23 protein-coding genes and 1 pseudogene are annotated in these 24,119 nt (G+C 31.5%); 11 read left to right on the top strand and 13 right to left on the bottom strand.

Annotated elements, in window-relative coordinates; translation table 11 throughout:
• Positions 1-67: 67 nt before the first annotated feature.
• The 5 genes from ACY3JO_RS08955 (at position 68) to ACY3JO_RS08935 (ending at position 6,075) form a co-directional block, all read left to right on the top strand.
• On the top strand, positions 68-1,186 hold the full coding sequence (locus ACY3JO_RS08955; RefSeq protein WP_463084648.1) for an ROK family transcriptional regulator: 1,119 nt from the start codon (positions 68-70) through the stop codon (positions 1,184-1,186).
• Between the two features lie 38 nt (positions 1,187-1,224).
• Complete coding sequence (locus ACY3JO_RS08950; RefSeq protein WP_463084647.1) at positions 1,225-2,898, top strand: 2-oxoacid:acceptor oxidoreductase subunit alpha; 1,674 nt, start codon at positions 1,225-1,227, stop codon at positions 2,896-2,898.
• Positions 2,895-3,749: a 2-oxoacid:ferredoxin oxidoreductase subunit beta gene (locus ACY3JO_RS08945; protein WP_463084646.1), complete on the top strand. Its 855-nt coding sequence runs from the start codon at positions 2,895-2,897 to the stop codon at positions 3,747-3,749. Before ACY3JO_RS08950 ends, ACY3JO_RS08945 begins: the two co-directional genes overlap by 4 nt.
• An 84-nt stretch (positions 3,750-3,833) precedes the next feature.
• The gene (locus tag ACY3JO_RS08940; RefSeq protein ID WP_463084645.1) at positions 3,834-5,084 is read left to right on the top strand and encodes a 6-phospho-beta-glucosidase; all 1,251 of its coding nucleotides are present in this window, start codon (positions 3,834-3,836) and stop codon (positions 5,082-5,084) included.
• A 10-nt stretch (positions 5,085-5,094) separates the two neighbouring features.
• Positions 5,095-6,075 (top strand): N-acetylglucosamine kinase, encoded by a 981-nt coding sequence (locus tag ACY3JO_RS08935; RefSeq protein ID WP_463084644.1) that lies wholly within the window; start codon positions 5,095-5,097, stop codon positions 6,073-6,075.
• Here ACY3JO_RS08935 and ACY3JO_RS08930 read toward each other — a convergent pair.
• Both ACY3JO_RS08930 and ACY3JO_RS08925 read right to left on the bottom strand, forming a co-directional pair.
• Complete coding sequence (locus ACY3JO_RS08930; protein WP_463085673.1) at positions 6,037-6,252, bottom strand: hypothetical protein; 216 nt, start codon at positions 6,250-6,252, stop codon at positions 6,037-6,039. The genes ACY3JO_RS08935 and ACY3JO_RS08930 overlap by 39 nt on opposite strands.
• Before the next feature lie 24 nt (positions 6,253-6,276).
• Positions 6,277-7,524 (bottom strand): annotated as a pseudogene (locus tag ACY3JO_RS08925) (alpha-amylase family glycosyl hydrolase); the annotation flags it as partial.
• A gap of 365 nt (positions 7,525-7,889) precedes the next feature.
• Here ACY3JO_RS08925 and ACY3JO_RS08920 point away from each other — a divergent pair.
• On the top strand, positions 7,890-8,831 hold the full coding sequence (locus ACY3JO_RS08920) for a radical SAM protein (protein WP_463084643.1): 942 nt from the start codon (positions 7,890-7,892) through the stop codon (positions 8,829-8,831).
• Entirely contained in the window at positions 8,832-9,251 is a 420-nt protein-coding gene (locus ACY3JO_RS08915; protein ID WP_463084642.1) for a M67 family metallopeptidase, read from the top strand.
• Here ACY3JO_RS08915 and ACY3JO_RS08910 read toward each other — a convergent pair.
• From ACY3JO_RS08910 to ACY3JO_RS08895, 4 genes are all read right to left on the bottom strand, one after another.
• Positions 9,235-10,179 (bottom strand): PP-loop family protein, encoded by a 945-nt coding sequence (locus tag ACY3JO_RS08910; RefSeq protein WP_463084641.1) that lies wholly within the window; start codon positions 10,177-10,179, stop codon positions 9,235-9,237. The genes ACY3JO_RS08915 and ACY3JO_RS08910 overlap by 17 nt on opposite strands.
• Positions 10,179-10,379 (bottom strand): MoaD/ThiS family protein, encoded by a 201-nt coding sequence (locus ACY3JO_RS08905; RefSeq protein WP_463084640.1) that lies wholly within the window; start codon positions 10,377-10,379, stop codon positions 10,179-10,181. Before ACY3JO_RS08905 ends, ACY3JO_RS08910 begins: the two co-directional genes overlap by 1 nt.
• Before the next feature lie 17 nt (positions 10,380-10,396).
• Positions 10,397-12,577, bottom strand: coding sequence for an alpha-galactosidase (locus ACY3JO_RS08900; protein WP_463084639.1), 2,181 nt, complete (start codon positions 12,575-12,577; stop codon positions 10,397-10,399).
• A 124-nt stretch (positions 12,578-12,701) separates the two neighbouring features.
• The gene (locus ACY3JO_RS08895; RefSeq protein WP_463084638.1) at positions 12,702-12,926 is read right to left on the bottom strand and encodes a hypothetical protein; all 225 of its coding nucleotides are present in this window, start codon (positions 12,924-12,926) and stop codon (positions 12,702-12,704) included.
• A 444-nt stretch (positions 12,927-13,370) separates the two neighbouring features.
• On the opposite strand from ACY3JO_RS08895, the gene ACY3JO_RS08890 reads away from it, so the two are divergent.
• The 4 genes from ACY3JO_RS08890 to ACY3JO_RS08875 all read left to right on the top strand — a co-directional run bounded on the left by ACY3JO_RS08890 (position 13,371) and on the right by ACY3JO_RS08875 (position 18,442).
• Positions 13,371-14,366 (top strand): sugar-binding protein, encoded by a 996-nt coding sequence (locus tag ACY3JO_RS08890; RefSeq protein ID WP_463084637.1) that lies wholly within the window; start codon positions 13,371-13,373, stop codon positions 14,364-14,366.
• A gap of 111 nt (positions 14,367-14,477) precedes the next feature.
• Positions 14,478-15,962 (top strand): sugar ABC transporter ATP-binding protein, encoded by a 1,485-nt coding sequence (locus ACY3JO_RS08885; protein WP_463085672.1) that lies wholly within the window; start codon positions 14,478-14,480, stop codon positions 15,960-15,962.
• Positions 15,963-15,989: 27 nt separating this feature from the next.
• The gene (locus ACY3JO_RS08880; RefSeq protein ID WP_463084636.1) at positions 15,990-16,976 is read left to right on the top strand and encodes an ABC transporter permease; all 987 of its coding nucleotides are present in this window, start codon (positions 15,990-15,992) and stop codon (positions 16,974-16,976) included.
• Positions 16,977-17,131: 155 nt separating this feature from the next.
• Entirely contained in the window at positions 17,132-18,442 is a 1,311-nt protein-coding gene (locus tag ACY3JO_RS08875) for a DUF4388 domain-containing protein (protein ID WP_463084635.1), read from the top strand.
• 299 nt (positions 18,443-18,741) lie between these two features.
• Here ACY3JO_RS08875 and thiD read toward each other — a convergent pair whose 3' ends face one another.
• From thiD to thiS, 7 genes are read right to left on the bottom strand one after another with little or no spacing between them, the layout of a single operon-like run.
• Positions 18,742-19,539 carry a bifunctional hydroxymethylpyrimidine kinase/phosphomethylpyrimidine kinase gene (gene thiD, locus ACY3JO_RS08870; protein WP_463084634.1) on the bottom strand — a complete coding sequence of 266 codons (798 nt, stop codon included), beginning with the start codon at positions 19,537-19,539 and terminating at the stop codon, positions 18,742-18,744.
• Positions 19,517-20,773, bottom strand: coding sequence for a phosphomethylpyrimidine synthase ThiC (gene thiC, locus ACY3JO_RS08865; protein ID WP_463084633.1), 1,257 nt, complete (start codon positions 20,771-20,773; stop codon positions 19,517-19,519). The genes thiD and thiC overlap by 23 nt, the downstream gene beginning before the upstream one ends.
• The gene (gene thiE, locus ACY3JO_RS08860; protein ID WP_463084632.1) at positions 20,754-21,422 is read right to left on the bottom strand and encodes a thiamine phosphate synthase; all 669 of its coding nucleotides are present in this window, start codon (positions 21,420-21,422) and stop codon (positions 20,754-20,756) included. Before thiE ends, thiC begins: the two co-directional genes overlap by 20 nt.
• Entirely contained in the window at positions 21,412-22,017 is a 606-nt protein-coding gene (gene thiF / locus ACY3JO_RS08855) for a sulfur carrier protein ThiS adenylyltransferase ThiF (RefSeq protein WP_463084631.1), read from the bottom strand. Before thiF ends, thiE begins: the two co-directional genes overlap by 11 nt.
• Positions 22,014-23,120 (bottom strand): 2-iminoacetate synthase ThiH, encoded by a 1,107-nt coding sequence (gene thiH / locus ACY3JO_RS08850; protein WP_463084630.1) that lies wholly within the window; start codon positions 23,118-23,120, stop codon positions 22,014-22,016. The genes thiF and thiH overlap by 4 nt, the downstream gene beginning before the upstream one ends.
• Positions 23,121-23,131: 11 nt before the next feature.
• On the bottom strand, positions 23,132-23,905 hold the full coding sequence (locus ACY3JO_RS08845) for a HisA/HisF-related TIM barrel protein (RefSeq protein WP_463084629.1): 774 nt from the start codon (positions 23,903-23,905) through the stop codon (positions 23,132-23,134).
• A 7-nt stretch (positions 23,906-23,912) separates the two neighbouring features.
• A complete protein-coding gene (gene thiS / locus ACY3JO_RS08840; protein WP_463085671.1) occupies positions 23,913-24,107 on the bottom strand; it encodes a sulfur carrier protein ThiS in 195 nt (64 codons plus the stop codon).
• Between the last annotated feature and the right edge of the window lie 12 nt (positions 24,108-24,119).

Below are 24,119 nucleotides of genomic sequence, written 5' to 3'. Positions count from 1 at the left end.
AGAAAAATTTTTATGTTAAAATTTTAATGAATTTAATATTAAGTTTAACAAAAAGGAGAGAAGTAGTATGAAGAAAGGGAGAACTCCTGAATATATTGGAACATATAACAAAAATCTTATTCTTGAAATATTAATGAGAACAGGACCAAAATCAAGAGCTGAACTTGCTCGAATATCTAATCTTACAAAGACTGCTATTTCAGAGATAGTAGATGATCTTATTAAAAAGAAAATAATAATAGAAGTAGGAAAAGTGGAGACAGAGAGAGGAAGAAGGCCTACTAAGTTAACTATAAATCCAGATTTGAAAGTGCTCTCAGTAGATCTTAGTGGTATGGAGGGAAGATCTGCTATTTTTAATGCAAAAGGAGAAATTGAGGAAAGTATATCATACAAGATAGATGCTAAAGAAGATTTATTAAAGCTCATAGATCCTCTTTATAGGAAATATAATGAAAAAATAATTGCTATTTTTCTCTCAGTACCAGGAATAATTGATAGGGAAAATGGAAAGGTTATTCTTTCTGTAAGTTTAAATTGGGAAAACTTCGAGATTGTATCATTTTTAGAGAAATATTATAGAAAACCTATATATATAGAAAAGGATACTAATGTGGGATTAATAGCTGAAAATTGGTATGGGGATGCTGGTAGGTATAATACGTTTTTTTATCTATTATTAGAAAAAGGTATTGGACTTGGAATATTTTATAAAGGAGAGATCTTGGAAGGTTTTCAAGGTATCGAAGGTGAAATTGGTCATACTACTATTAAAGAAAATGGTGAGAAGTGTTGGTGTGGTAATTCTGGTTGTTTGGAAATTTATGCCTCCCTTTCTAAAATAGTTAAGGATTTTGGTTATGAGAACGATTTTGAAAACGTTCTGAAGGAATTTTTGTATAAAAAGGAAAATGAAATTCTGGAGAGAACTTTTAATTATTTAGGTGTTTCGTTAGCAAATGCTATACATCTATTGGCTCCTGAAGCTGTATGTATTTCTGGTAATATGTTTATAAATAAAAATATTCTTGATATGATTACAAAAATTTTAAAAGAAAAAGTAGAAAACCATATATTTAATAATTTGAGGGGTAAGATTTTCTTTTATTCATCAAAATTAGGTAGAGATAGTCTGTTAATAGGAGCTGGTATTTTAGGGTTTTTAGGATATTTCAAAGGGGTTTAAAATAAGTTATAATAATTACAAAAAAGGGGTTGATAAAGTTGGATTGTAAAATATTAATAGGGGGAGAGGCTGGCCAAGGAATACAAACCATATCTAATATCCTTTCTAAATTTTTTTACCGAATAGGCTATTTTATTTTTACTATTGAAAGTTATCAATCCCGCATAAGAGGTGGCCATAATTATAGCTTAATAAGGATTTCAGGTAATCCTATTTATGCTATAGATAGTGAAAAAATAGATATTCTTGTTGCCTTGAATAGTGAAACTATTGAGCTTCATAAGGACCAAGTTAAAAAGGGTGGATATATTATTTGTGATGAAAATATAAAGGGAGATTTTAGTTTTGAAGAGATGTATAAAGTCCCAGTTAGAAAAATTGCCCAAGAGGTAGCTAAAACGAGGTTAGTAGAAAATACTGTTATTTGTGGGGTTCTTTTGGGATTAGTATCTGGTGACTTAGAAGAGATGAAAAAAGTGGTTTCTGAATCCTTTAGAGATGAATATATAGATATGAACATTAAAGCATTAGAGGCAGGATATATTTATGCATTGAATATAAATAGAAGATGTAGAGAATTTCCAAAAAGAGAAAGAGAAGGAAGATTAATAATAAATGGGGGAGAGGCTGTAGGATTTGGTGCGATTGTAGCAGGTTGTAAATTCCTTGCTTCTTATCCTATGACTCCAGGTACTGCAGTAATGAATTTTTTAGCAGAACATGAGATTGATTTTGATATTGTGGTAGAACAAGCTGAAGATGAAATCTCTGCAATAAATATGGCAATTGGTGGTTTTTTTGCAGGGGCAAGATCTATGGTAACCACTTCTGGAGGAGGATTTGCTTTAATGGTTGAGGGCTTGAGCTTGGCTGGTATGACAGAAACACCTGTAGTAATTCATGTGGCTCAGCGTCCTGGACCAGCGACAGGTCTCCCTACAAGAACGGAACAAGCTGATCTTAATTTTGTTATTCATGCTGGTCATGGAGAATTTCCCAGATATGTCACTGCACCAAGAGATCAGAAGGATGCTTATTATAAAACTATAAAGGCTTTTGAGATGGCTGAAAAATATCAGGTGCCATCTATTATTCTTACTGATCAGTATCTTATTGATTCTAAGGCTGTTATAGATGGTCTCCATGTGCCTGAGATTAAGAATTATAGGATATTGGTAGATAAAAACTATTTAAGGCATAAGATTACTGAGGATGGAATTTCTCCTTTAGCTATCCCAGGAGAGTTTGATGGTTTTGTGATCACTGATAGTGATGAACATGATGAAGAGGGACATATTACAGAAGATTTAAATATAAGAAAAAAGATGGTGGAAAAGAGGTTGAGAAAGAAATTAGCTATTATGAAAGATTTGGAAGAACCTGTTTATTTTGGTGTAGATAACCCCAAGGTAGTTTTTATCGGTTGGGGATCAACATACGGAGTAATAAGAGAAGCTATTTCTAATTTGTTGGAAGAAGGATATGAGATAGGACATTTACATTTTTCTGATGTCTATCCTTTACCTACCAAAATTCTTAATGATTTTAAAGATAAAAAACTATATACAATAGAAGGAAATTATGAGGGGCAATTAGCTGCTTTAATAAGAAAAGAATTATGCATAAAAGTAGATAAGGGTATTGTTAAATATAATGGTATGCCATTTTTTGTAGAAGAAATTATGGAGGGAGTGAGGGAGATAATGGGATGAGAATAGAGGATTTTGATAATAATCAAATACCTGCATGGTGTCCAGGATGCGGAAACTGGTCTATTTTGAATTGTATAAAGAGAGCATTGGCAGAACTTGAGATTCCACCTAATAAATTACTAATGGTTTCTGGTATTGGTCAAGCTGCAAAAGCGCCTCACTATTTTAAATGCAACCTCTTTAATGGACTTCATGGAAGAGATATACCAGTAGCCTGTGGGGCTAAGATAGCTAATAAAGAGCTTCTTGTGATATGTGAATCAGGAGATGGAAATACCTATGGAGAAGGAGGTAATCATTTGATTCATAATATGAGAAGAAATTTAAATATAAAAGTTTTCGTACATAATAACCAAATATACGGTCTAACAAAAGGTCAGGCATCACCCACAAGCGATATGGGAATGAAGACTAAGGTTCAGCCATTGGGGGTAGCTTATCCATCCTTAAATCCCATATCCTTAGCTATTGCAAGTGGAGCATCTTTTGTAGCAAGGTCCTTTTCTGGAGATCCAGATCATCTTACAGAAATGATGAAACTTGCTATACTTCACAAAGGGTTTGCTCTGTTAGATATTCTTCAACCATGTGTAACTTTTAATAAGGTAAATACTTTTCAATGGTATAAAGAAAGAGTATATAAACTTGGTCCAGATTATGATCCTTCTGATATACATTTGGCTTTTGAGAAATCCCTTGAATGGGGAGAAAGGATACCTATAGGAGTTATTTATAAAAAAGAGAAACCGATCTTTGAAGAGGTTATTCCTCAATTACAAGGCAAACCTCTATATAAAAAGAAGAGAGATCCTAATGATATGTTTAATAAAATAGTAAAAAAGTTTATGTAAGAAAATATAGTAAACATAGTTTACAATGTAATAAAAATATACTATAATTAGTGTAAGCATAATAATTCTTGGAGGTACTCCAAAATGAAGGTAGTAGTTATTGGTGGGGGTAGTACGTATACTCCGGAATTAATTGAAGGATTTTTTAATATTTGGCAAGAGATTCATCCTTTAAAAGTTGTTCTTATTGATATTAATACTGAAAGATTAAATATTGTGTATGATTTTCTATTAAGGATGGCCAAAAAAGCTAAGGCTGAAATAGAATTTTTAAAAAGTACAAACTTGGAAGAAAACTTAGAAAGAGCTGATTTTATAATAAATCAAATAAGGGTTGGAGGAAATAAAGCAAGGCTCTTAGATGAAACCATTCCTTTGGAATTTAATCTTTTAGGACAAGAGACTACTGGGGCAGGGGGATTTGCGAATGCTCTTAGAACGATACCAGTGGTATATGATATAGCAAAAAAGGTAGAAAGACATGCTCCTAATGCTTGGTTTATTAATTTTACTAATCCTTCTGGAATAATCACAGAAATGCTTCTCAGATATACTAAAGTAAAAGCTATAGGGTTGTGTAATGTGCCTATAAATTTTCAAAAATTTTTTGCTGATTTATCAGGTGTAAGCTTAGAAGATGTCTTTTTAGACTATTTTGGTATTAATCATTTGAGTTTTGTAAGAAGAATATTTATAAAGGGAGAAGATAAAACTCAATATTTATTACATAAAGCAAAAGAAAAATTGTCGGAAGAGGAAAAAAGAATTATAGACATTTTAGGTTTGTTCCCAAATTATTATCTCAGATATTACTTTTTTAGAGAGGAAAAAGTGGAAGAGTTAAAACATAAGCCAAAAAGAGCAGAAGAAGTGATGAAAGTGGAAGAAGAGTTATTAAAAATATATAGTGATCCTAAGGTAGATACTAAACCAGCAGAACTTTCTAAAAGAGGTGGAGCCTATTACTCAACATCTGCTGTTAATCTGATTATGCATCTTTTTGGTTTGAAAGAGGGATTTCAGATAATAAATGTTATGAATAATGGAGCTATAAGAGATCTACCAGAGGATTCAGTGGTAGAGATACCGGTTTACGTAAAACATGATATATTTCGAAGATATATTATAGGTAATTTACCTATTGAAGTTAAAGGAATTATAGAGGCTGTAAAAGTATATGAGAGATTAACAATAGAGTCTGCTATGGAAGGTTCATATAAAAAGGCTGTTTTTGCTCTTGCACAACATCCATTAATCTCTTCATTTACTCTTGCAGAAAAAGTTCTTAATAGATTAATAGAGGAAAATAAAGAATATTTCCCAAAATTAAGTTAAGGAGTAATATATGAGATACTTTCTCGGCTTAGATGCAGGCGGTACAAAAACAGAGGCTATTATCTTAAATGAAAAGGGAGAAATTGTAGGCTTTGGTAGATCTGGCCCTGGAAATTATGAAGGTATAGGTATTGAAAGGGCAAAGAAAAATTGGATGTTAGCTATAGATAGGGCTAAAAAAGAAATAGGGGAAATTATATTTGATTTTGCGTGTTTTGGACTTGCAGGTGCTGATTTTTTAGAGGATTTTGAGATGTTGGAGAAAGAGGCAAGATCCTTAAACATAGCTAAGGATTTAGTTATTGAAAATGATGCACCTATAGCTTTAAGAGCTGGGAATATGGAATTCTGGGGTGTGATTATAATAATGGGTACTGGGAATAATGGATATGGAAGATCAAAAGATGGAAGATCATATAGATATTTTGGTGAAGGCTATATTTTTGGAGATTGGGGAGGTGCTTCATCTGTAGTACAAGAGATGTTATTCTATGCTTTTAGATCCTATGATGGTAGAGGGGAGAAAACTCTCCTTGAAAACGAAGTACTAAAGTATTTTTCTGCAAAGGACTATAATGAACTTGCCAAGAGATTATATTATAATTCTGAGGAATATAATAAGGCCTTAGGACTTGCTCCTTTACTTTTTGAGTGTGTAAGAAAGGGAGATAAAGTAGCAAGGAGAATTGTGGAAAAAATAGTGGATGAAACTGTTATTTCGGCTTATAACTTGATGCAAAAATTGGATTTATTGGAAGATGAAACGCCTGTAGTTTTAGCTGGGAGTATATATAAGGGGGCAAGTTGGCTTCCCGATTATATTCAATCCAAGATGAAAATGTTCGCAGAAAAAAGTAAGGTTGTACCTCTTAGAATTCCTCCAGCGGTAGGAGCTGCCTTAATTGCTTATGAAAAAGCAGGCTTTATGGTAGATAGTAAAATCTGGGAAAAATTATTGAACTTCAATTATGATACTGCTAAAGGGACCTAATATTAATTTATTATCTTTTAAGTTGGTGTTTCTTGAATAGAGAATATCCTTAAAAGTAAAGTTTAGACTTATTATCTTTTCTACCCTATTAAGATTATGTATTACTAATATCTCTTCATCATCTATTCCTCTTAGGTATGCTAATAAACTTTTATCATTTAGATTAATTTTTTCCATTTCTCTCAAAGATAAAGCCTTATATTCTTTCATTAGTTTAAGGATTCGTTTATAATGGTTTAATATACTATTCTTATCCTCTTTTTCTGTAGCATAGAATATTCCATTGGTGGGAATATTATATTTAGGCTTTATCCAATAGGTTTGTTCTTCGGAATTCATTTGATCTGTCCATTTAAAAGGTTCTCTTATGTATTCGTCTGGTTTTGTCCCTTCCATCCCTATTTCTTCACCATAATATATAAAGGGAGTTCCAAGGAGAGTTAGGTATATGGAACCTGCAAGTAGACTTTTATCAATACTCCCCCCAAATGATGTTCTCACTCTAACCTGATCATGATTTCTCAAGAAGGTAGCATCAGTAAAATCGGAATAATTTTCTTTAAACATTTCTCTTTCCATATCTAAAAAATCACATATCCCTAAATCTCTTTGATTTGCTACCGAACTCATAATTTTATCTGAAAGGGGAAAGTTAGAAAGAGAAGGAATTGACTTATAATATTCTGCTATTACATATTCGTTGTCCCAGACTTCTCCTATAAGATATATATCTGGTTTGATCTTTTTTAAATAATCATAAAACTCTTTCCACCATATTATGTTTTTATTATCGTCATCATATATATGCTTTACAGCATCAAGTCTAAGTCCATCTACACCTTTTTCAAGCTAATATCTAGCCATCTTTTTGATTTCTTCTCTAACCTTTGGATTATCAAAGTTTAGATCAGGCATTTCAGACCAAAAGAAGGCATAGTAATAACCCGTATTTTTATAGTACCAAAAATTAGAGTTCTGAGTTGGTTTTGTATCACTCCAAATATAATAATCTCTGTATGGGGAAGTTTAAGAGTTTGATGCACTTATGAACCAAGGATGTCGGGATGAAGTATGATTTACAACTAAATCAAGAATTACTTTTATATTTTTTCTATGAGCTTCTTTAATTAATTCTTCAAAATCCCTCATATTTCCATATGCTGGATGAATATCATAATAGTCAGTCACATCGTATCCATGATAACTTACAGACATAAATATGGGAATTAACCATATGCCATCTATATTAAGTTGTTTTAGATAATCTAATTTATCAGTTAATCCTTTCAAATCTCCCACTTTATCACCATCACTATCCGCAAAAGATCTAACTAAAATCTCATAAAAAGTTGTATTTTTGTACCAAGGTAAATTATATCCATGGGTATAAAATAAAAATAAAAGGGTAATAAATAAAAAGATTATAATGAATTTCAATTTTTTATTCATGGTTGCCTCCTTATTAACATGTGTTAATAGAAATAAATTTTAGAAGCCCGGTGAGCGTATTGTTTTCACTCGCCCGGGCTTTTTACCTACCCTACGCTTCTTGAGATTAAGATTATCATAGATTAATTTTTTATGTCAAATGGTCATGGTATTAGTTACATTATTGTTTTCTTAATATTTATTTAAGCTGAGATTTATAGATCTTTTAAAAATTCATTTTTTAAAAATTGATTCCAATTTTTTGACAAATTTTTTTTAAGATTGTAAACTTTAAATACTCAAAAAATAAAATAATTTAAATCTCAAAAAGGGAGGTTGATATCTTCTTTACTGAAATAATTTGGATTTTAGATACTAAATGTAATTTGAATTGTCCACATTGTTATGTACATGCAAGAAATTGGAAGAAAAAAATATCAAAAGAAAGAGGATTAAAATTAATAGGAGAGGCAAAAGAATCAAATTTTACTCATATTGATTTTACAGGAGGAGAGACTCTCTTAATTCCTGAATTATTTGATTACATTGTTAAAGCTAAGAACTTAGATTTAAATGTCTCCATAAATACAAATCTTCTTCTTTTAGACTATGAAAAAGCGAAACTTATAAAAGAAAATGAAGTCTATCTTTATGTGTCTGTTGATGGAAGTAATAAAGAGATTTATGAAAAATTGAGAGGAAAAGGAACCTTTAATATTTTATTAAAGAAATTAGAAATACTTAACGATTTGGATATACCTTATTCTATGATTTTTTCGGTTTCCACATTTAATTATAAAGATTTATCTAACATGGTAGATTTTGCAAAGAAGAATCTTGCTAAGGAACTCTGTGTTATTCCTGTTATCCCTTCAGGTGAGGCTAAGAAATCTCATATTTATCTTGATTCCTCAAGAATATTGGAGAGCATAAGGGAATTATCCGTTAAAGCAATAGAAGAAAACTATAAAATAAATATTTGGTGTGCCCCTTTTCTTAAACTTTTAGATTTTCCTCAAAATATTTATGTAGATAAATGTCATGCTTTCGATTTTATTGATCTTGCACCTACAGGAGATATATTAATTTGTGATGTTATTGATATTCCTATTGCAGAGATTAGGACAAAATCATTGAAAGAGGCAATCAATGATATATTAAAGAATCCTTTATATAAAGAGCTTAAGGAGAGAACTAATTATTGTTACAATTGTGAGATATTGGATTTTTGTGGGGGTGGCTGTTATGCAAGATCTTGGATAATTAATGGGGATTTGAGAAAGCCTGATCCTTATTGTCCTAATGTTTTGACTGCAATGGGTAAATAGATGAGAATAATCTTAAAGAGAGATCAGTTAAAGTTTGTAATTAATCATGCTATTGATGAGTATCCAAAGGAGGCTTGTGGTATTTTTGGGGGAAATACAAAGGAGGATAAATTTATAATTGAGAAAGTTTATAAGGTCAAAAATGCTTCTTTAGCACCTTATAATAGCTATTTAATAGATCCCTTAGATGAGCTTTATGTATTTAGAGATATTGAGAAAAATGGCTTAAAAATATTAGGAGTTTATCACTCCCATCCAGAGAAGGGGGTAGAACCCTCTCTGGATGATATAAATCATATGTTGAAGGATATTTTTTATTTGATATTAGCTATTAAATTAAAGGATAACTTATTCTTAGATATAAAAAGCTATATTTGGAATAATAGTATACTTAATGAAATTACTATTGTTGTAATTTGAGCCTTTTTATGGAATTTTTTATATCTAAGGAATTTAGGTGGGCTTTTTCCATTTGCTTACAGAATACACATATATCCTTAGTTGTAGGTTCTCCACAGATTTGACAATTTTTTGATTCTAATTTTTCTTTTTGGCTTTTGATATATTTAATACCTTTTTCTAAAAATCCATAATAAAAATGTTCTTTTGTTCCAGGAGATTTGTTTTCTAATATATTAAGGACTTCTTTATACATAAGAGATCTTGCATCATAAGACATAGGGCATTCATCTATTATGTAATCTATCTTTTTTATTAAGCAGTATGCAGATGTTTCAATTTCTGTTAGTCTATATAGAGGTTTTACTTTTCTTACAAAATATTCCTCTTCTTTATGAATAGGTTCTTGAACCTCTAAATAATCTATTTGCCAGTGTAGGATATTACCAAGAAGGGTAGCAGCCTCATCATCTAAATTATGGCCAGTGGCAATTACACTATAACCTAATTCTCTTGCGGTCAAATTCATTATATATCTTTTAATTACTCCACAGGTAGAGCAGGGGACTTTTTTATTTCTTTTGGCTATTTCTTCAATTCCGATCCCATAAATCTCTTTAAGAGAAATTATATGTAACTTTAGATCTTTGGTATTGACATATTTTTTAACCTTTTCTTTAGATTTTTCAGAGTATTCGCTGATACCAAGTTCTATATACATGCCATCTGCTTTATATCCTAAAGATATAAGAATATCCCATAAAGCTAAACTATCCTTTCCTCCTGAGACAGCAACTAAAATTTTTTCATCTTGGGTAAACATTTTATAATGCTTTATTGCCTTTTCTGTTTGATGAAATACATATTCAATAAAATGATCTTTACAGAAAGCACTATTATGGCGCTTTATGTATATGTTTGCTTCATTTTTGCATTTTATACATTTCATTATATACTTCCTCCAGATATAACGGGTATAATTTCTATTTCTTCATCATCTTTTATTATTTTGTCAGGTGTGACAATTTCATTTTCCTTTACTACAATAACGGTTTCTGGATTTATATTTAAAATTTTAAGTATTTCATTTACTTTGTAATTTCCTTTTATCTCTTTTATTTCATTTTCTCTTCTAAGTATTACTTTCATATTAGATTTATCCTCCTTTATTCTTTTGATCTTAGTATGAATGCAAAGGATTCAAAATCTTTCATTGGGGGTATATTAATTCCTATATTCATTAATTCATCACCATAAAATTCTCTATCGGTTCCCTCTATTTTATATATTTTGTTAGGATCAAGACCGTCCAATTTGAGCTTTAAAAAGGGCGGATTAGGAAAAGCTAAGATGTTTACATATACTACAAAGGCCTCTTTTTTATCCGGAGTAACAAACATCCAAGACGCAGCATTTTCTTGGAATGGGCTTATTAATCTATATAGATCTCCTTCAAAAACTATATGCCATATCTTTTTATAGAATTCTATTTGATCTTTTATTATTTCTTCCTCTTCCTTTGTTAATTTAGTAAGGTCCATTTCATATCCAAAAACACCTGACATTGCTACATAGCCTCTTGTCTTGAGAGGTGTAATTCTCCCAACTTGGTGATTAGGTACTGCAGACACATGGGCACCCATAGTGGAGGCAGGATACACAATACTTGTTCCCCACTGAATCTTTAATCTTTCTATGGCGTCAGTATTATCACTGGTCCATATTTGAGGCATATAATATAGTATTCCAGGATCAAATCTGCCTCCTCCACCTGAGCAACCTTCAAAAAGAATATGTGGAAATTCTGATGTTAACTCTTCCATCATTTCGTATAATGCTAAAACATATCTATGGAATACTTCTTTTTGTTTTTCTGGAGTAAGGGCAAGAGAGCCTACTTCTGTTAGAGGTCTATTCATATCCCATTTTATATATTCAATAGGGGCGTTTCTTATAATTTCCTTCATCATTCTAAGAATTTCTTTTCTTACTTCTTCTCGTGTTATGTCAAGAACATACTGATTTCTACATTGAGATAAGGTCCTTCTTCGGACTTGTATACACCAATCTGGATGTTTTTTATAAAGTTCACTGTTTGGAGAAATCATTTCTGGCTCAAACCATAGTCCAAATTTTAACCCCATTTCATTTAATTTTTTACCAAGTCCATCAAGTCCGTTTGGTAATTTTCTTCTATCCACATACCAATCTCCAAGAGAGCTGGTATCATCATCCCTTTTGCCAAACCATCCATCATCTAAGACAAAAAGTTCTATTCCTAACTCTTTTGCCTTCTGGGCAAGAGCTAAAAGTTTATCTTCATTAATATTGAAATAAACTGCTTCCCATGTATTCACAAGAATAGGTCTTCTTTTGTCTCTATATTCACCTCTACAAAGTCTTTTACGATATAGTCTATGATAGGTTCTTGACATTTCTCCCAAACCCTCGGCAGAGTAAACCATTACTACTTCTGGTGTTTGAAAGGTATCTCCTTTTTCTAATATCCAAGTAAATTCAAATGGATTTATTCCCATGGTTACTCTTGTAGTATTAAATTGATCTACTTCTATATTAGCTGAAAAATTTCCACTGTATACTAGACTAAAGCCATATACGTCTCCATGTTTTTCATTTGCGTCTTTAGAAAGTAGAGCAATAAATGGATTGTGTTGGTGAGAGCTTTCTCCCCGTGAACTTTCAATGGTCTTTATACCATGCATTAAAGGAGTTCTTTCTATGTACCTCTCCCTTGCCCATGATCCCCAAAGATGTAAAAGGTCAAACTTACAGTGATCAAAATCTACACAAGTACTTAAAGCTATTAATATTTTTAATTTTTGATCCCCATCGTTTATAAATTTAGCACTTCTTGTAATAACATTGTAGTCTCTAAATGCTGTATATAGGAGAATAACTCTTAGATTAATAAGATCATCTATTAGCTCTATTTCAAGGGTTTCTGCTTCATTTTCGTCTTCCACATAAGTTGCTGGTAGTCCTTGAAGTTTTGGTTTTCCTTTATAAATCTTGTAATCTTTAAATATTAGGTTTGTAATTCTTGATCCATCTTCTTGTTCTATTTGATATGCAGGATGTCTATAGTCTGAATTTCCATAGGCTGGATATTCTAATAGCATTCTATCAAAAGTGTAAGTTTTATCATCAGGATCAGGATTTGCTCCAAAGGGAGAAGTCATAAAAGCTTCAGAAAAACCCGAATGATTTAATTTTTTTCCCCAATATAGATGGACTAAATATTTATTCTTAAAATTTTTCATTATATAACTGGAATTTCCAGCAATTAGATGAAAGATTTTGTTATTCTCATCATATATTATGGGCATATTATCACCTCACGATTTTTTTTAATAAATATAGCATAAAAAGGATATAAATGATACAGAGTATTATTTAAATTACCCTAAATAGTGGGGGAAGTAAGTTCTTTTATGGAAAAAGTGAATATATTTAAAAAACTGTAGTTCTTAATAAATCTTCTAAAAGTATAACAGGAAAAGTTAACACATGATATTTATAAAAGGAAGTTCCAAGAATCTTTTTATATTGTCCAGGTGAATTATCAAGCATTTCACAAAGTTTATTATTCCATTTAGGTCTATTTTTATAGAGTTTCAAAAAAGTGTTTTTTATTATTGTAGATTCATTAAATAATAGATAGCGAGGGTAATACATTAGGTGAAAAATATCCATGAGTTCTTTTTTAGTAGAAGAGATTAAGATATTTATTCTCCTCTTTCTTAAAGAAAAAATACTTTCTTGCCTAATATTGAGATCTAAGAGTTTAGCAGTTTACCTATTAGAGTAAAAATACTCAAAAGCTATTTTAATAGCAGTAAATTTTTTTTTCTTTTTTAAACAAACAGATTTTCTCCTTTCTTACAATAATGATGCCTTATCAAATTGCCTATTCTTTGATTATATCAACCGAAATATAGCATAATTTTTAATTCAAATTGAAAAATTATTAGACTGATGTTATAATATTTTCTGAAAATAACTATATAGGAAGGGGATGAGAGAGAATATAAAAGCAGGATAAGAGGTTTATCGAAAGGGTAAACGTTTTCCTTTTTGTAAATTTTGTTCACAGAATATTATTAATAGGGGGTGCTTTATATGAAGAGGTTGTTGATGATTGTATTTATTGTTTTTGTATTTCTTTTAATGGCTACAACTGCTCAGACTCCTAAAAAACTTGTTTTTGCATGGATTCCAAAGGCATTAAACAATCCAGTTTTTGAACTTGGAAGAGATGGTGCTTTCAGGAGAGCAGAGGAACTTTCAAAGAAGGGGCCATATAAGGTAGAAATTCTTTATGTGGCTTCTGTAGCATCTGATGCTACAGAACAAGCAAGAGTATTGGAAGATGTTGTGGCAAGGAAAGTAGATGGAATAGCTATTTCTTGTAATGATCCTACAGCATTAATAGATGTCATTAATAAAGCGGTAGAAGCGGGTATACCTGTTATGACCTTTGATGCTGATTCACCAAAGAGTAAGAGATTTACTTATCTCGGTGTAAACAACTATGAGGGTGGAAAATGGGCAGCAAAGTTGTTAGTAAAAGCTATGGGAACCAGTGGGGACGTGGCAATGCTTACTGGAGTACCTGGTGCACTTAATTTGGAAGAGAGAATGAGAGGATTTAGAGATGAAATAAAGAAATATCCTAAGATTAAGATAGTAACAACTGTAGCATGTTACGATGACATCAACAGAGGCGTGCAAGTAGTTGAGGAAACAATGCAGAAGTATCCTAATTTGAAGGGATGGTTCTTTGTAGGACTTTGGCCTCTCTTTGCAGAAAGAGGATCTATGCCACTTTGGGAAAAAGCTGCAAAGGCGAAGAAAGTATTTACTGTTGCCTTTGACACATTACCAGTGGAGTTACAACTTTTGAAAGAGGGATATCTTGTAGGTCTTGTTGGTCAAAAATATTGGGGATGGGGTTATGATGCTATAGATATCCTTTATAGAAAAGTTGTAAATAACGAAAAATTCCCTGAATGGATAGATACTGGTTTTGATATTGTTACTCAAAAGAACGTAGATGCGATGATAAGAGCATGGCTATTAAAAGATTTCAAGACTCCACTTCCACCAGCATTTTAAAAACAGTGGTAGGTTTTTAGATTAATAAAGAGTGGGGGGTACAAAGATGATTCTTTGTACCCCCCACTCTTGGTTTAGAGGAGGTGACAAAATTTGGAACCAATACTTAGAATGGAAGGAATATCTAAAACATTTCCGGGAGTTCAAGCATTGGATAGAGTAGATTTTGAGGCTTATAGTGGTGAGGTTATGGCTCTTGTGGGTGAAAACGGAGCTGGAAAATCTACATTGATGAAAATTCTTAGTGGGGCTTATAAAAAGGATGCAGGAAGGATTTATTTAAATGGGAAAAGAATAGAAATTCAAGATCCATATCATGCTCAACTTTTGGGTATCAGTACTATATATCAGGAATTAAATGTAACACCAAATCAAACTGTAGCTCAGAATATCTTTTTAGGAAGAGAGATTAAGAGAAAAGGAATATTAGGGAAATTGGGTTTTGTGGATAAGAAGGAAATGGAAAGAAGAGCAAAAGAGCTTCTTGATAGGGTAGGGGCTAATATTGATCCCAAGGAATTGGTTAAAAATCTTTCGGTGGCTCAAAGACAAATGGTGGAAATAGTAAAAGCTTTATCTCTTGATGCAAAGATAATCATCATGGATGAACCAACCTCTGCTTTAGGTCCTGAGGAGGTGGAAAAACTATTTGGTATTATAAAGCAACTGAAAGAGCATGGTATTGCTATTATATTTATCTCTCATAGATTGGAAGAAATATTTAAAATAGCAGATAGAATAACAGTACTCAGAGATGGAAAAATGGTTGGAGTAATGAGTAAGGACGAAGCTACTTTTGATAAAGTTATATATCTTATGGTAAACAGGCCCCTTGGAGATATGTTTAAAAAAGAAGAGGTTTCTAAAGGTAAGCCTCTTCTTGAAGTTAAGAACTTAAAAAGTGAGATAATAAAAGAAGTAAGTTTTACTCTATATGAGGGTGAAATTCTTGGTATAGCAGGATTGGTAGGTTCTGGTAGAACGGAACTCGTAAGATTAATTTTTGGTGCAGATCCTAAGATTTCAGGTGAAATATACTTAAATGGAGAAAAAATTGAGATTCAATCCCCAGAAGACGCAGTAAAACATGGTATTGGCTTAGTTCCAGAAGATAGACAAAATCAAGGTTTAATATTAAAGATGTCTGTAAGGGAAAATGTTGGAGTTACAATTATTAGGAAACTCTTGAAATTTTTAGGTTTTGTAGATAAGAATAAACTTACTGAGATATCTGAAAATTTCGTAAAGAGATTAAATATTAAAACTCCAAGTGTTTTTGAAAAAGTTTTATATCTATCAGGAGGAAATCAACAAAAGGTTGTTCTTGCAAAATGGCTTGCATCAAATCCTAAGATATTGATATTAGATGAACCAACAAGGGGTATAGATGTAGGTGCAAAAGCTGAAATTCATGCTATAATGAGCCAACTTGTTAAAACTGGAATAGGAATTATTATGATATCTTCAGAAATTCCAGAGGTTCTTGCCATGAGCGATAGAATTCTTGTTATGAGTGAGGGAAAGATTGTGGTAGAGCTACCAAGAAGTGAAGCGACTCAGGAAAAGATAATGGCTTATGCATCTGGTAGTTACTAATTTTTTATATCGGAGGGAGGTATTTCAATGAAGGAAGCTTCTAAAGAGAGAAAAGGGATATTAAAAACGATAAGAATGCAAGAGATTGGCATATTAATCATTCTTTTTGTTTTATGTCTTTTTTTAAGTTTAACTACTGAAACCTTCTTAACCTCAACAAATATTTTTAATATATTGCGTGCTTTTTCATGGATTGCAATAAGTGGTTTTGGGATTTTAATGGTGATTATAACTGGTGGTATAGATTTATCGGTTGGATCGGTTATGGCTATGGCTGGTTTAATAACTGCAATGATGCTAAAGGCTAATTTTGGTGTATTTCTATCGATTATAGGAGGTGTATTGATAGGAGCATTTATTGGTTTTATTAATGGTCTCCTTATAAGTAAAACAAATTTGCCTCCATTTATAGCAACCCTGGGTACTATGAATATAGCAAGGGGATTCTGTTATGGGATTACTGGAGGATGGCCTGTTAGGGATTTACCAAGGAGTTTCAACATGTTAGGTCAATTTGATATACCCTTTTTAGGTGTTGGAATTCCTCTACCTGTGGTCTTTATGATAATTTTAGGTATAATAACCTCAATTTTTCTTAATAGGACATCATGGGGATACAGAATCTATGCAGTTGGTGGAAATGAGCAAGCGGCAAGGCTTTCTGGTATTAATACAGGAAGGGTGAAAATTCTTGTTTATACCCTAAGTGGAATTCTAACGGCAATTGGTGGAATATTAATGACTGCAAGGTTAGGAGTAGCAGCTCCTACTGCAGCTAGTGGTTATGAGTTAGATGTTATTGCTGCAGCTGTTATAGGAGGAGCTTCTCTTACTGGAGGAGAAGGTACTGTCTTAGGAGTAATTATAGGTGCAGCAATAATGCAAGTTTTGAGAACTGGTATGGTACTTTTAGGTTTTCCAGCCTATTGGCAACCATCAGCTATCGGGGCAATTATAATTGCTGCTATTATATTTGATCAATATAGGAAGAAAAAAATGGGAATAATTAGGTAGATAAGGAATGTTATAAAAATCTCTGGGAGGGAGGTAGAGGGAGAAAGAAAATTTTAGAAAGGGGGAAAAATTTGTGGGGCTTAAAGGTAATTTACAAAGTATTCCTTTATGGGAGATTCTTCAGACAATCTCTATAGGTAAAAAAAACAGGAAGATTGGAGATAGATAATGGAAGTAAGAGTGCTGAGATATTTATAGAAAATGGAAAGATTGTAAATGTAAGATCAGGGTTTATTGAAGGATATGATGCCTTATTAGGTATTGTATTATGGGATAAGGGGGATTTTGTTTTTCATCCTGAAGAAAAAATTTCACAAAAGCTTTTAAATTTAGATCCTTTAGAAGTGTTTATTAATGCATCAGATTATATAGACTCAGCAAATTATCTCGGCGATTTAATACTGTTACCAGTAAGAGTGGATGGTTTAGCCTTAGAAGAAGAAGTGGTGGCTTCATCTTTTGATGGTATCTTAAGTGTTAGAGGGGTGCTTTTGAATTCTCCCTTGGGAGAGTATAGGAGCTTAGAGATAATTAAAAAGCTTATAAAGGAGAAAAAGTTAATATATCCTGAGGAGGATAGTAGGGTCCTTCTTCTATATACTTTTTGGAGACGTTGGAGATATCTCTTAGAAGAAGGAAACAAAATAGGGATAAACGAAAGGAATCTTAGAAAGGTTATTAAAGATTTTATTTCAGGTATGCAAGAAGAACTTGCCTTTATCATAGAAGATATAACGTCTTCAGAAAAGATTTCTTGGCATTACTTCTATAGAAATATTGTGAAGTTTCCTGAGAGTAAGATAGAGGTATTTTTTAGAGAGGCTTTTGAAGTTTTAAACAAGCAGATAAAGATGCCATCTGACAGAAGAAAACTGGAACAATTTTCCATTTTATTGGGCGAAAAAGGTGATAGTATATATGTTTCTGTTAATAGAAAACTAAATTCTAATGAGTTGATAGTTTCATTATTTTTTAATGGGGAGAGATCTTTAAAACAGGTATTTCATTATTCTTTACTTGATAAAATAGAGACTCAATCTATAATTGTGGATTTAATCACAAATAAACATATAGCTGACATATCAGAAGATAAAAAGTTAGATTTAATACATTCCTTCTATATATTCTGGAGAAGATTTTTAAAAGAAATGAAAGAGAAAGGTTTAGATAATGAGCTAATAGAAATTTATAGGAGCTACATTGATAGTTCTTTTTTAGATGTCAGATTTATATTTTCCCATATAATTGAAGGGTCAATACCAAACTTTGCTTATTTTAATAGAGAGAAGGAAAAATATTCAGAAGAAGAAATAGTAGGATTTGTTAAAGGTGGAATTGACTTAATCTTTGATGAGATGAAAAATAGAATTGGAGAGGCTGAATTAAAAGTATTATTGCAAAAAGTCTTGGAGGAGATTAAACTATTAAACCCAAGAAATGTGGAAAAATATGCTATGGTAATTTAAGGGTTAAATGATTAGGAAAAATAAAGTTTTAGTATAGTTTTTCCCTTTAATTTTGCTATTATTGGAGATAAAGCTTGATTTTATATAATTCAGGGTTAGGATATTCTTGGGTAGAGTAGCGCTAAGGAATATGAATACAGGAATTTTCTTCCCTTTTCATATTGATATATAATTTCTGAGATAAGTGCGGGTAGGTCTTGTATTTCATGCAATTTATATGAAGACAACCTTACTTTATTTTCATGGAGAAAAAGGATTTAGGAATTAAAGAAGAAGTGATAAGGATGGAATGTTAAATTCTATATGTTTAATACCTTTTGGCCTTTGCCTATTTGTATTATATTCTTTGTGATCTTATCAAATGTATATTCGGTATTATAAAAGGCATCTTCTATATTTTTATCTATAGATAAATAATAAGCAAAAATTGAAGAGAAGATACAGCCTGTACCATGTATATTTAGGTTTTGTCTAAAAATCTTGGGGTAAAAAATACATTTATCCCTTGTATAAAGAATATCATAAACCTTGTTACCTATGGGAAGATGTCCACCTTTCAATACAATATTTTTTATTTTAAATTGCTTACTTAAATCATAAATGGAAGTTTTCATATCTTCTAGAGTCTTTATTTTAATGTTTAAAAGTGTCTCTGCTTCGGATATATTTGGGGTTATTATTGTACATAAGGAAATTAGTTGAGCTAAGTTTTGTAAACTATTTTTCTTTAGTAATTTGATACCTTTTGTTGGTTTAATTATTGGATCAAGAACAATATTTTTAAATCTATATTTTATTATGGTATCTATCACTGCATTAATAATTTTCTCTGAATACAGAGCTCCTATTTTTACTGCATCAATATCTTCCACGTCTCTTATTAATTGCTCGAGTGATTTTATAAAATATTTGGAATTTATTTCATAGACTTTATATACTCTTTGAGTATCTTGGATAGTAAGACATGTGGGTACTCCTAAAGCATAACCATTAAGAAGATGAATAGTTTTTGTATCCAATAAAAGACCTGCTCCACCTGTTGGATCATATCCTGATATTATGAGTATCTTCTTTTTATGAACTATTCTTGATGGCACAAAGATCACCACACATAGTACATGTGGTTATTGATAAACCCTTTCTATATTCCTTTGCTTTATCAGGATCTATAGATGTATTTATGATTTTTTCCCAATCTAAATTTTTTCTTGCTAAAGCCATAGTATAGTCCCTTTCTATACTCTTTTTAAATCCTTTCACCAAGTTAACACTATGAGCTACTATTTTAAAGGCGATGATTCCTTCTTTCACGTCTTCTATATTTGGTAATCTTAGATGCTCTGCTGGTGTTACATAACATATAAAATCAGCTCCGTTCAAACCTGCAATTAGTGCTCCTATACTTCCCGATATATGATCATATCCTGCTGCAATATCGGTAGTTAAAGGACCAAGAACGTATAATGGAAAATCATGGCATATCCTTTTTATGGTTTTTATGGTATAGGGTATTTCATCTGCTTTTATATGGCCAGGACCTTCAATAATTACTTGCACACCATAATTATGAGCCTTTTCTGCTAATTTACTTACTTCTAATGTTTCCTCAATCTGTAAAATATTACCTGAATCAAAAATACATCCTGGCCTAAATGCATCACCTATGCTTATGGTTACATCATATTTCTTTAATATCTTGAGTACTTCATCAAAGTATTCATAGTAAGGATTTTCAGATTGATTTTCTATCATCCATTTATAGATCATAGAACCCCCGCGAGATACTATGTTTAAAATTCTTTGTGATTTTTCTAATTCTTTTGCTAACCTTAAGTTTATTCCCGCATGTATAGTTAAAAAATCAACTCCTGAATCTGCATGTTCTTCTAAAACCTCAAGAAAATCTTTTGGTTTTGTTTTAATAAAGTTCTTTGCACGAGTTGCTATATCATAAACAGGAACACTCCCTACTAAAAAACTGAATTCTTTTACTAATTTTTCTCTGAAAGATTTTGCATATTTACCACAAGAAAGATCCATTACCGATTCCACATTATATTTTTCACAAATTTCAGCCTTCTTTAATTCCAGATCAAAACTTGAAAAATCCGATGTTACCCCAATATTGGCGTTTATTTTTATGCTACAGCCGTCTCCTATAGCATAATATTTATTTCTTTTTCTTTTTTTATTAGCTGGAACTACAATTTTTCCTTCTTTTATTTTTCTAAGAAACACCTCTATAGATGGGAATTCTTCATTTTTGTATGCTATTTCTATTTCCTGAGGGATTTGATTTATTCTTAGTTTTTCAAGAATTGTTTGTTCCATTTTTGTAAACCTCCATTATCTTCATGAGATTTTTTATTTTTTCCTTAATATCAGAAGAAGATACAATCTCACTTACCATAGCTATACATTTTCCTCCATTTTCAAAAACTTGTTTTAAATTGCTTTCTTTAATACCTCCTATTGCTACTACTGGAATTTTTATATTTGCAGTAGCCCATTTTAGAATCTCTAATCCAATTGGAGGATGGGGGTTTTCTTTTGTAAAACTTTCAAAAATTGGTCCAAGACCAATATAATCAGCCCCCTCTTTTTCAGCTTTTTTGGCTTGTTCTTTATTATGGGTAGTAGCTCCTATAATAAATTCTTCTCCTAATAATTCCCTTGCTACTTCTATAGGATAATCGTCTTGACCAATATGTACCCCGTCTGCCCCAACAATTTTTGCAAGGTCCAAATGATCATTAACTATTAAAATGGCACTATATTGAAGGGTAAGTTCTCTTAAAAGTAATGCTTCCTTATATTTTTCTTTTAATGTTTTTTTCTTTTCTCTGTATTGTATGATTTTTACACCTGAAGATAGCATTTCTTTTACCACTTCTATATTGTTTCTACCTAAAGATAAATTTTCGGCTGTAATACAGTAAAGATTGTAATTCTTTAGTAGATCTAATTTCTTAGATTTCATATAGCACCATCCTTAAAATTTCATCACATTGCATACTTGAAATAGCAATTACTTTAGGAGCATAAGGATGAAAGTTTTTATTATCACTTTGAAAATCTCCAATAAGGGTTATGTTTTTAAATTTTTTAATCTTTATTTTCTCAATGTCACCAAATCCACAAACCCCTATAGCTGAGACAATCTTTTTACCTAGACTAACAGCAGTGTTAATTAAAAGGGCTTTTGTTTCTGCAGTGTCTACTGCTTCCAAAATGATATCTCCTTGAGATAATAGATCTATTACATTCTCAGATGCGATCTTCACATCAAAAGTGATAATATTGCAATGAGAATTTATAGAAAGAATATTTTCTTTAAGAGCAATAACTTTTGGTTTACCTATTTGATTGTAGAAATAGGCTTGTCTATTTAAATTTGATATTTCTACTTTATCATGATCTATGAGAATAAAATTTTCAAAACCTGTTCTTGTGAGAGTTATAGCAGCATTTGAGCCTAATCCCCCACAACCTACTATTACTACTTTTGTCTTACGAATTTTATTTAATTCTTCTTGGGTAAAATAATTTACAAGCATGTCTCTAAAGTCATTCATGTTATGCCTCCTTTAATCCAATTTGTAAATTCTGGCCTATATCCTTTGCTTTTAATTATCTCAATTATTTCTTTTATACTTCTTTTATCTTCTACCTCAAATTGTGTTCCTGATTCTCTGTCTTTTGCGTATCCACCGACGGATGTTTTAGAACCTGCCGACATTTTTGTAACGCCATAACCTATAATAAGATCTCTAAGTTTTGGGGATTCACGTGTTGAGATGGTAATCCCAATTGGAGGTAAATAAATTCGAGAGGTAAAAATGAGACGTAATAGGGTCTTTGAATTCACAATATATTGGGGAACAAAATTTGTTCCAGCGGGGCGATATCTTGGGAAAGAGATATTTATTTCTGCCTTAGGATATTTTTGCATGAGATATTTAGCATGAAGTAGCATTTTAAATGTATCTTCAATGGGATTATTTAGCCCAAGTAGAATACCTAAGGTAACTTCAAAAACTCCTGCTTTTATTGCTCTTTCTTGCGTTTTTATTCGGTACCAGAAATCTTTTTTTGGACCATAAGGATGTAATTCTTCATATATTTTTAAGTTATATGTCTCTTGATATTGTGTTACTCCTGTTAGACCTCTATTAACAAGGATTTTATATTCTTCTTCATCCATTGGATATACCTCTATTATGATTTCAGAAAAATAATTTTTTGCTTCTTCTACAGCAGAGAGTATATATTCAAAAGGTGTATTGATCCTATCACATCCTGTTAATAACAAAATACTATCAATTCCAAAATTTTTTATGTGTTTATATTCTTCAATTAATTCTTCTTTGTTTAATCTTATTCTTTTTATCTTGTTTTCTATAGAAAAACCACAATATTTACATGATGAAAGACAATAATTAGAAAGGTAAAGAGGGGTAAATAGAGTGATAACTTTTCCATAGTATCTTTCTGTAAGTTTTTTTGACTTTTCCGCCATAAGTACAAGATTATTGTCGTCTGTATCAGATAGTAGAATATAAAGTTCTTCTTCGTTTATTTCTTCCTTTTTTAAAATTTTCCTTATATCATACTTTTTCTTTTCTTTTCTAATTTCTTCTAAAAAATTATCAGCCCAATTTAGAACTCTTTCTAGCATTGGTTCACCTATTAATCCAAACTTTTAATGAGATCATGAAGGGGAGAGCTGGCACTTGCGTAATCTTTTTCTTCCGGAAGTCCTATTTCATATGCCAATCTTCCAGCTTTTACAGCATAATAAAAAGCCCTTGCCATATTTAAGGGATCTTTTGAAGTAGCTATGGCTGTATTTATAAGTACAGCATCAGCTCCTAACTCCATAGCTTTTGCGGCGTGGGAAGGTTTACCAATTCCTGCGTCTATTATTACAGGAATAGAAATTTCATTAATTATTGCTTTAATTAGTATTTCTGAATCAATGCCCTTATTACTACCTATAGGAGATCCTAAAGGCATTACTGCTGAAACTCCATTTTCTTCGAGTTTTTTAGCAATTATAAGATCAGGTGATATATATGGAAATACTTTAAAGCCTTCTTTTACTAAAATTTCTGATGCTTTAATTGTCTCTTCATTATCTGGTAGAAGATACTTCGTTTCTCCTGTGATTTCGATCTTAACCCAGTTTGATCCTGTAATTTCTCTGCCGATAAGGGCTATTTTTACAGCTTCTTTATGATTTCTTGCCCCAGAGGTATTTATCATGATGGTAGCATCTCTTGGAATAAAATCTAATATAGAGTTACCTTTATTTATATCTGTATTTATTCTTCTCACTGCTACGACAAATACTTCTATTTTGAGTTCCTCATACATATTTTTGATAATGCTGTAATCTGGTAATTTTCCAGTTCCAACAAATAACCTATTGTTTATTATTTTTCCACCAACTTCAAACTGCATATTCTTCTTAACCCCCTCCTACTAAGGATACTATTTCCACATAATCTTCATCTTTAAGATAATATTCTTCCCAATCTTCTTTTTTAATAAGTTCTCCGTTAACAAGAACAGCAATTTTTTCTAAAGGATATTCAAGTTTTAAAAGGAGTCCTTTAATATTTCCCTTGTACTCTAGTTCTATATCGTTTACTAACATATAAATTTCACCTCCATA

This window comes from Dictyoglomus sp. LHC4 (genome assembly GCF_055181355.1).
This window is presented reverse-complemented; position numbering and strand designations above follow the sequence as displayed.